The following is an 8,967-nucleotide window of genomic DNA, read 5'->3' as shown; positions in this document are numbered from 1 at the left end:
ATCCTGCTGAGTATCAAAAAGTTGTCGATGCCGCCACCAAAGAGGGCAAGGTGGTGATTTACTCCACCACCGACACCAAAGCCGCCGGGCCGCTGATTGCGGGCTTCGAAAAAACCTACCCGGGCATCAAAGTTGAATACAACGACATGAACAGCACCGAGCTGTACAACCGTTTTATCAGCGAACAGGCCTCCGGTGGCGGTAGCGGCGACGTGGTCTGGAGCTCCTCAATGGACACCGGGCTGAAACTCGCCACCGACTACGCCATGGAGTACAAATCGCCGGAGCAAAGTCAGCTGCCGAAATGGGCAGTCTGGAAAGATAAGGCATACGGCACCACCTATGAGCCAGTGGTCTTTATCTACAACAAGCGCCTGATCCCGGCTGGCGACGTGCCGGATTCTCACGCTGCGCTGGCGAAGCTGATTGCCAGCCAGACGGACAAATTCAAGAGCAAAGTCACCACCTACGACATCGAAAAATCGGGTCTTGGCTTTATGCTTTCCGTGCAGGATCACAAGGCCGATCCAAACTACTTTAAAACCCTGGCCGACGTCGCCAAAGGCGGCTTAGCGGTGCAGTCATCAACGGGCACCATGATGGAGAGGGTTTCCTCCGGTGAAAACCTGATCGGCTTTAACATCCTCGGATCCTATGCTGAAGCCCGCGCGAAGAACGATCCTTCTCTCGGCATTTCGTACCCGAAAGATTACACGCTGGTGCTCTCGCGCGTGTCGTTCATCAGCCAGCAGGCGCAAAACAGCAATGCGGCAAAACTGTGGCTGGACTATGTGTTGTCTGAAAAAGGGCAAAGCATTCTGGCCAGTCAGGCGGATATTCCCTCCATCCGTAACGATATCGAAGGCAAAAATGATATTGACGGCCTGACCAAAATCCTCGGTAACGCGCTGAAGCCGATCCCGGTTGATGAAACGCTGCTGGAGTACCTGCAGCCGAAAAAACGCCTGGAGTACATCAAAGAGTGGCGTGCAGCCGCCGCCAAATAAGCGTTCGGGCGCGGCGCACGCCGTCGCGCTCCCTGTCGACTGAGTTCGTTTTATTGGGCTGCAACACCAGGGATACCCCATGAATACATTACGCAGAAAGTGGCAAAGCCTGCCGCGCGGCATCGTCGTGCTGATAACCGCTCTGGTTATCTACACGCCGCTGTCATTTATCGTGATACAGAGCTTCCTGTCCGCTCCGTTCTTTTCTCCGGCAAAAGAGTGGAGCCTTGAATCATTTGGCTTTATCTTCACCGACCCTGATTTCTATAAGGCTCTGAGAAGCGGCTTTATTCTCGCCTTCGGGCTGGTCATCATCGCCATTCCGCTGGGTGGCGTACTGGCGTTTCTGATGGTTCGCACCGACCTGCCCGGCCGCCGCCTGATTGAACCGCTGATCCTGGTCCCCATTTTTGTATCGCCGATGGTGCTCGGCTTTGGCTATGTGGTGGCCGCCGGTCCGGTGGGCTTTCTGTCCCTGTGGGCGCAGGCGCTGATCGGCTTTGTGCCGTGGAACATCTACGATATGTCGAGCATCGTGGTCATTGCTGGCCTGACGCACGTGCCGCATGCCTATCTCTATATTTCATCCGCGCTGCGCAGCGTCGGCTCTGATGTGGAAGAAGCCGCGCGCATTGCGGGTGCCTCTCCGCTGCAGGTGATGACCTCGGTCAGCCTGCCGATGGTGCGCCCGTCGATCCTGTACGCCATCGTGCTGCTGTTCTTCCTCGGGCTGGAAGTATTTGGCCTGATGCTGGTGCTCGGCGATCCGGAAGGCAATATGGTGCTGGCAACCTACCTGTACCAGCTGACGAACAAGCTCGGCACGCCTTCCTATCACCTGATGGCGGCGGTTGCCGTGGTGCTGATTTGCATCACCATCCCGCTGGTGATGCTCCAGCGCCGTCTGATGCGCACCGCCAACCGCTTCGTCACGATGAAAGGGAAAGCCTCACAGGCTCGCGCGTTACCGCTGGGCAAATGGCGCTGGGTTGCCGGGGCGGTGGTTGCCTTCTGGCTCACCGTCACCATCGGCGTGCCGCTGCTCGGCGTGGTGCTGCGCGCGTTTATCTCCAACTGGGGTGTGGGCGTTTCGCTGTGGGATGAGCTTTCGCTGAGCACTTTCCGCACCATCTGGGCACAGCCCAACCTGCTGCGCGCCATCGTCAACTCCATGGCAATTGGGGTGATTGGCGGCGCGCTGGCCGTGGCGTGCTACCTGTTCGTCGGGATTGCGATGCACCGTAAACCGGATAACACCACGCGCTTCCTGGACTACAGCGTGCTGGTGCCGCGCGCCGTGCCTGGCCTGCTTGCCGGTCTGGCGTTCCTGTGGGTGTTCCTGTTCCTGCCGATGTGGCTGGACAACTCGCTGAAATCCGGCTGGCTTTCCGGGTTCGCCTGGACCGACTGGATGCGCGAGAACGTCATCGTCTGGCTGCGTTCGCTGCGCAGCACCATTTTCAGCGTCTGGCTGGCCTATACCGTGGTGTGGATGGCTTACGGGCTGAGGCTTATCTCTTCCACGCTGCTGCAGGTGGGGCCAGAGCTTGAAGAAGCCGCGCGCAGCACCGGGGCGACGCGCGGGCAGATCACCCGCCATGTGACCATTCCCCTCTCCCGCTACGGTCTTATTGGTTCGTGGCTGCTGATGTTTCTGATCTTTGAGCGCGAATACTCAACGGGTGTGTATCTGCTTTCCCCCGGCACGGAGACCATCGGTTCAATGCTGGTTTCCCTCTGGGCCGCGGGTGCCATTGATATCGTGGCGGCGCTCTCTTTCATTAACATCCTGCTGGTCGTGGTAGGTCTGGGCATTGCCCTTCGTTTCGGAGTGAAAATACATGATTGAATTAGCGGTTGACGATCTGCACTTAACCTACGGCGACAATCCTGTTTTAAAAGGTGTCTCCATGAACCTGAAGCGCGGCGAAGTGGTCTCCTTGTTAGGCCCCTCCGGCAGTGGTAAAACCACCCTGCTGCGTGCCGTCGCGGGTCTGGAAAAACCGACGCAGGGGTCGATTGTCATTGGCAACAATAAAGTTTACGACGGCACGCCGCGCAGTGAGATCCCGGCAGAAGAGCGTAACCTGGGGCTGGTGTTCCAGTCCTATGCCCTGTGGCCGCACAAAACCGTGTTTGAGAACGTGGCCTATCCGCTCAAGCTGCGTAAAGTTCCGGCCAAAGAGATCCAGCAGCGCGTACAGGACGTGCTGGACCAGCTGGGTCTGGGCCATCTTGGCAAACGTCACCCGCACCAGCTCTCCGGCGGGCAACAGCAGCGCGTGGCTATTGGCCGGGCGCTGGTGTACAACCCACCGGTGATTTTGCTGGACGAGCCGCTTTCCAACCTCGACGCCAAGCTGCGCGAAGAGGCCCGCGTGTTCCTGCGCGAGCTGATTATCAAGCTCGGGTTATCCGCGCTGATGGTGACGCACGACCAGAACGAAGCGATGTCCATATCCGACCGCATCCTGCTGCTTAACAACGGCAAAATTGAGCAACAGGGCACGCCGCAGGAGATGTACGGCTCGCCGAAAACGCTGTTTACCGCAGAGTTTATGGGCAGCAACAACCGCCTGCACGGCAAGGTCACCGAAGTGCGCGACGGCAGAGCGCGTATCGAAGGGAAAGGCTGGGTGCTGTGGGGCCAGGCGGGCGAAGGGGTACAGAGCGGTAATGACGCTACGGCGGTGATCCGGGTCGAGCGCGTGGCGGTGGTTGAGGGGCCAGGGGAAAATCAGCTTGAGCTGCCGCTGCTCACCAGCATGTATCTTGGCGACCGCTGGGAGTACCTGTTCCGCACGCCGGGAGATGATTTTGTCATTCGCGCGTACGGGCATGAGGTTCGGGATCCGCAGCACTGCCATCTTTCACTGCCGGAGAAGCATGTTTGGGTGTTCCCGAAAGGGTGAATTTTAAAAGGCTGCGTAATGCAGCCTTTTACGTTAGAAAACATGAACAGCGTACCAAAGGTCCTCACTTTTTTAGATAGAGCAGGCTCGTCTGCCGGGGCGGCAGTAAATCTATGAATGACTTTGAGGTCTATGTTAAACCCGTTGTGATTTATGACTTAACTAAAATCCACTCACAGTTACACTTTGTTTGTGTTCGATTTGCTCATTTACTCGCCAGCACCAAAAGCCTACACTTTCCACATGGACTTACAAGCAAAACAAGGATAAGGACGAATGGCTATTGGTCATTTTTTATTTAGGGGTGATAAGACAGCTTGCGGTGGTAGGATTCTTGAAGGATGCTCCGACCATCAATTTTTCGATAAAGACATGGCATGTGAAGGCCATAAAGTAACCTGTGGCAAACACCCAGGCTATTATCGTATCTGCGGCGGTCTTGATAGTGATGACATACATGGTAAAAGGGTAGCCGGAACACTGCACAGCCGTAGTTCCTGCCCCTGCAAATCACGTTTTATTCCTTCCATCGATGACACTTACGAATTTTCTACAAAGGCAGCGAATGCCGACACAGCCCAATCTCACGTTGTGGAATTTCCCGTTCTTCCCGGCCCGATTGACGATCCCCAAACTAATAACTTTGCTGAAACCTGCAAACCCAAAGATAACCCGTTATTGAACGGCGTTTACATCTGGACTGAAACCAAAAACGCAGGTCACGCTTTCGTTTCGGTGCACGAGAATAACAATATCTTTCTCTACACGTATGGTCGCTATGGCAGAACCAATCGTTTAGGCTTTACGGGAGATGGTGTTCTTAACTTCCTGCAAGATGAAGACGCAAGGGTTTACTATCGTTCTGAACTCTATGAGATGGGTGCTCGTGTTTTCCGCATAGACGATGCAGACCCTGTGAAGACAAGAGCATTTTTCGAAGGCTTATGGAACAGCAGTAAACCATCGTTCCAAACGTCAAACATGAAAGCAACCACGAGGAGAAGAGGCCGCACCATTGACGGGTATGATGTAACTGGCAGAAACTGCACCACACATTCAGTCGAAGGGATCAAGTATGCAGGCTCAAGAATATTCGAGCATGGTTACACATCGAAGACAACACAGCTACCTATCGATGCCGAGGAGGATTTCACCATTCCTGTATCTCTGCAAAAATTTCTCATCACAAAAGGTGGCGACATGTCCTCAATGCTTGTCGTTGAGATGACAAGCACATTCAAAGAGCAATTCCCTAATTCAGGCAATTTGCAGCCATTCCAGGAGACTCCCGGTGGGAAATTTCAACATCTCGTTGCAGATGGAGCCGCTATTGGAGATTCATTGTCTCCGTATTCAGGCGGCACTGTGGGCGGCGTATTAGGTGGTTCTTATGATAATGACGAATAGAACTAAAACTATTCTCCGCTGGGGCGGAATTGGCATTGTATCGTTTTGCTACTTTATCGGGTTGGCGCTGGCTACATTCTCATTTTCTGCTTTCAGCGAGAATGAAAGTATGCAATTTTCTAACCCAGTACCGTTGAATGAATACCATGCTTCGATTGATTCTATCCTTCAAGCGACAGGCATAGTTTTCGATGCAGCAATTTACGGATTTGTGATTTGCGTACCCCTAATCTTACTTATTTTTAAAAAAGTGAGATGATGAATAAGAAATTCTGGCTCAGGTGACGAAGTATCGCGCTGATCTGCCTAGCGTATTACGTTATCGTGCTGTATTTAGATCTGGTCTTCGCCGTTAACTTCTCAGAAACCGTTACCAAGGGCGGATCACACTGGTAGAACCGATAGGCGACTAAAATAGGTAAATATTTAAGCTGCTGAAAGAGAAGGCTTTTAAGGCTTGTCCACAAGGGGAAAAACTGGAGCGGGCGAAGGGAATCGAACCCTCGTATAGAGCTTGGGAAGCTCTCGTTCTACCATTGAACTACGCCCGCTTTGAGGTGCGTAAGGCATTATAGACCTTACGCACCTTCATACAAGCCTCTTCACAACTAACCGGCGATTAAATAATCACTTAGCACTTCGGTTTGCTGCCGGGCGCAGGAAGATAGCGTTGCGGATCGATGGCCGTCGCCTTATAGCGGATCTGGAAGTGCAGCTTCACCGAATCGGTACCGGTACTGCCCATGGTGGCAATCTTTTGCCCCGCCTTCACGTTCTGCCCGTTGTTGACCAGCATCGTGTCGTTATGCGCGTAGGCGGTGATGTAATCTTCGCCATGCTTAATCATGATCAGGTTACCGTAGCCGCGTAGCTGGTTACCGACGTAAACCACCTTCCCTGCCCCGGAGGCATAAACCGGCGTACCGCGCGCAGCAGCGATATCAATACCCTTATTGCCACCTTCAGAGAGTGAGTAAGGGGCGACCACTTTACCGCTGGCAGGCCAAATCCAGCAGCGCTGTCCGACCGGCGGCCATGACGATTGCGGTACCTGATAGGATGGCGTCACTTTGGCGGTTTTGCCTTTCGATGAGGATTTTTTGCCCGAGGATGAACTGCTGTTCACCTTGAGCTTTTGCCCCACTTCGATGGTGTACGGCGGAGAGATGTTATTCAGGCGCGCCAGATCCTTCACGCTGGTCCCCGTTGCGCGCGAAATCCGGTACAGCGTATCCCCGCGCTTAACGGTATAGACCGAACCGGAATAGCTACCCATATCCGACGATTTGCTTCCTGAACAGCCAGCCAGGAATAGCGTCAGCGTCAGGCAAAAGATGGCGATGATGGGGTTTCTCGTCAGGCTTCCTGCAAACAAAACAGATCCTCGGTCAGCGTGAATGGCGCACTATGATACCAGCCCGGAGAGATATGGGTCAGCCCTTTTCCGCTCCAGGAAACAAACCGTTCGTATAAGATTGCCGTATAATGCTCCCTGTTGATGGTGCAGAACCATCCGCATCGTTGGCACTGGAGCATGAATGAGTATTCAAGAACACGTTATTTTGGTTAATGACCAGGGAATGGTGATTGGCACTCAGGAAAAATACGCCGCGCATACTGCCCAAACCCCGCTGCATCTGGCGTTCTCATCCTGGCTGTTTAACGCCGAAGGCGAGTGTCTGGTAACCCGACGCGCACTAAGTAAAAAAGCCTGGCCGGGCGTCTGGACGAATTCTGTCTGCGGTCACCCTCAATCGGGTGAACGGACGGAAGAGGCAATTATCCGTCGCTGCCGCGATGAGATTGGCGCAGAAATTACCGCGATTACGCCTGTCGCCTCAGAATTCCGCTACCGCGAAACGGATCCTTCCGGGATCGTTGAAAACGAGATTTGCCCGGTCTTCGCTGCCCGCGTCACCAGCGAACTGCGAATTAACCATGATGAAGTGATGGCATTTGAATGGGTGACGCTGGAGTCGTTATTCCGCGCGCTGGACGCCGCCCCATGGAGCTTTAGCCCGTGGATGGTGCAGGAAGCAACGGTCGCGCGAGACGCGCTGAGAGCGTTCGCTGCGCAATAAAAAAGCCCCTTTCGGGGCTTTTTTAGCAACGTAACGCCTTATTTCACCGGGCGCATTGCCGGGAACAGGATCACGTCACGAATGGTGTGGCTGTTGGTGAACAGCATCACCATACGGTCGATACCAATACCCAGACCTGCAGTTGGCGGCAGGCCGTGCTCCAGCGCGGTCACATAGTCTTCATCGAAGAACATCGCTTCGTCATCGCCTGCTGCTTTCGCGTCAACCTGATCCTGGAAACGCTGCGCCTGGTCTTCCGCATCGTTCAGCTCGCTAAAGCCGTTGCCGATTTCACGGCCGCCGATGAAGAATTCGAAACGGTCGGTGATTTCCGGGTTCTCGTCATTACGACGCGCCAGTGGAGAGACTTCCGCCGGGTATTCGGTAATGAAGGTCGGCTGAATCAGGTGTGCTTCCGCCACTTCTTCGAAGATCTCGGTCACGATACGGCCCAGACCCCAGCTCTTCTCAACCTTGATGCCGATGCTTTCAGCGATGGCCTTCGCAGAGTCGAAGTTATCCAGATCCGCCATGTTGGTTTCCGGACGGTACTTCTTGATCGCTTCGCGCATGGTCAGTTTTTCGAACGGCTTGCCGAAGTCGAAGACTTCTTCACCGTAAGGAACCTGCGTGGTGCCCAGAATGTCCTGCGCCAGGGTACGGAACAGGGATTCGGTCAGCTCGATCAGATCTTTGTAGTCTGCGTACGCCATATAGAGTTCCATCATGGTGAACTCTGGGTTATGGCGAACGGAGATACCTTCGTTACGGAAGTTACGGTTGATTTCAAACACGCGGTCGAAACCACCGACCACCAGACGCTTCAGGTACAGTTCCGGCGCGATACGCAGGTACATGTCCAGGTCCAGGGCGTTGTGATGAGTGATGAACGGACGCGCAGACGCGCCGCCAGGGATCACCTGCATCATCGGGGTTTCCACTTCCATAAAGTCGCGGTTGACCATGAACTGGCGGATACCGGCCATGATCTGGGAGCGAATTTTGAAGGTCTTGCGGGATTCATCGTTAGAGATGAGATCCAGGTAACGCTGACGATAGCGCGCTTCCTGATCCTGCAGGCCGTGGAACTTGTCCGGCAGCGGGCGGAGGGCTTTGGTCAGCAGGCGCAGCTCGGTGCAGTGGATAGACAGTTCACCGGTTTTGGTTTTAAACAGTTTACCTTTCGCGCCCAGGATATCGCCCAGGTCCCACTTTTTGAACTGCTCGTTGTAGATGCCTTCCGGCAGGTCGTCACGGGAAACGTACAGCTGAATACGGCCACCCACGTCCTGCAAGGTCACGAAGGAGGCTTTACCCATGATACGGCGGGTCATCATACGGCCTGCAACGGCCACTTCAATGTTCAGCGCTTCCAGCTCTTCGTTCTCTTTACCGTCGAAGTCAGCGTGCAGTTGGTCTGAGGTGTGGTCACGACGAAAATCGTTCGGGAACGGCACGCCCTGCTCGCGCAGCGCTGCCAGCTTCTCGCGGCGGGTTTTCAGTTCGTTGTTAAGATCGACTACCGCGTCAGCGCCCTGTGCTTGTTGTTCAGACATGTTG

General features: G+C 54.5%; 7 protein-coding genes and 1 tRNA gene. 5 read left to right on the top strand and 3 right to left on the bottom strand.

What is annotated here, in order from left to right:
* From HBA26_RS19115 to HBA26_RS19100, 4 genes are all read left to right on the top strand, one after another.
* Positions 1-1,007 (top strand): ABC transporter substrate-binding protein (locus HBA26_RS19115; protein WP_166720985.1); only part of this gene is annotated, 1,007 nt, incomplete at its 5' end.
* 79 nt (positions 1,008-1,086) lie between these two features.
* Entirely contained in the window at positions 1,087-2,856 is a 1,770-nt protein-coding gene (locus HBA26_RS19110) for an iron ABC transporter permease (RefSeq protein WP_045260923.1), read from the top strand.
* Positions 2,849-3,919 (top strand): ABC transporter ATP-binding protein, encoded by a 1,071-nt coding sequence (locus tag HBA26_RS19105; protein ID WP_047367452.1) that lies wholly within the window; start codon positions 2,849-2,851, stop codon positions 3,917-3,919. Before HBA26_RS19110 ends, HBA26_RS19105 begins: the two co-directional genes overlap by 8 nt.
* Positions 3,920-4,195: 276 nt before the next feature.
* Entirely contained in the window at positions 4,196-5,326 is a 1,131-nt protein-coding gene (locus tag HBA26_RS19100; protein WP_126344934.1) for a PAAR domain-containing protein, read from the top strand.
* Between the two features lie 477 nt (positions 5,327-5,803).
* Here the strand turns inward: HBA26_RS19100 and HBA26_RS19095 are convergent.
* Together HBA26_RS19095 and actS are read right to left on the bottom strand one after the other, a co-directional pair.
* Positions 5,804-5,877, bottom strand: a tRNA-Gly gene (locus HBA26_RS19095).
* 80 nt (positions 5,878-5,957) lie between these two features.
* The gene (actS, locus tag HBA26_RS19090; RefSeq protein ID WP_126344933.1) at positions 5,958-6,701 is read right to left on the bottom strand and encodes an amidase activator ActS; all 744 of its coding nucleotides are present in this window, start codon (positions 6,699-6,701) and stop codon (positions 5,958-5,960) included.
* A gap of 163 nt (positions 6,702-6,864) precedes the next feature.
* Between actS and idi the strand changes: the two genes are divergently transcribed.
* Complete coding sequence (gene idi / locus HBA26_RS19085; protein WP_041908358.1) at positions 6,865-7,407, top strand: isopentenyl-diphosphate Delta-isomerase; 543 nt, start codon at positions 6,865-6,867, stop codon at positions 7,405-7,407.
* Between the two features lie 38 nt (positions 7,408-7,445).
* Here idi and lysS read toward each other — a convergent pair whose 3' ends face one another.
* On the bottom strand, positions 7,446-8,963 hold the full coding sequence (gene lysS, locus HBA26_RS19080) for a lysine--tRNA ligase (RefSeq protein WP_014885130.1): 1,518 nt from the start codon (positions 8,961-8,963) through the stop codon (positions 7,446-7,448).
* Positions 8,964-8,967 lie beyond the last annotated feature (4 nt).

Source organism: Enterobacter sp. 725m/11, assembly GCF_011683705.1.
GTDB classification, from domain to species: domain Bacteria; phylum Pseudomonadota; class Gammaproteobacteria; order Enterobacterales; family Enterobacteriaceae; genus Enterobacter; species Enterobacter bugandensis.
This window is presented reverse-complemented; position numbering and strand designations above follow the sequence as displayed.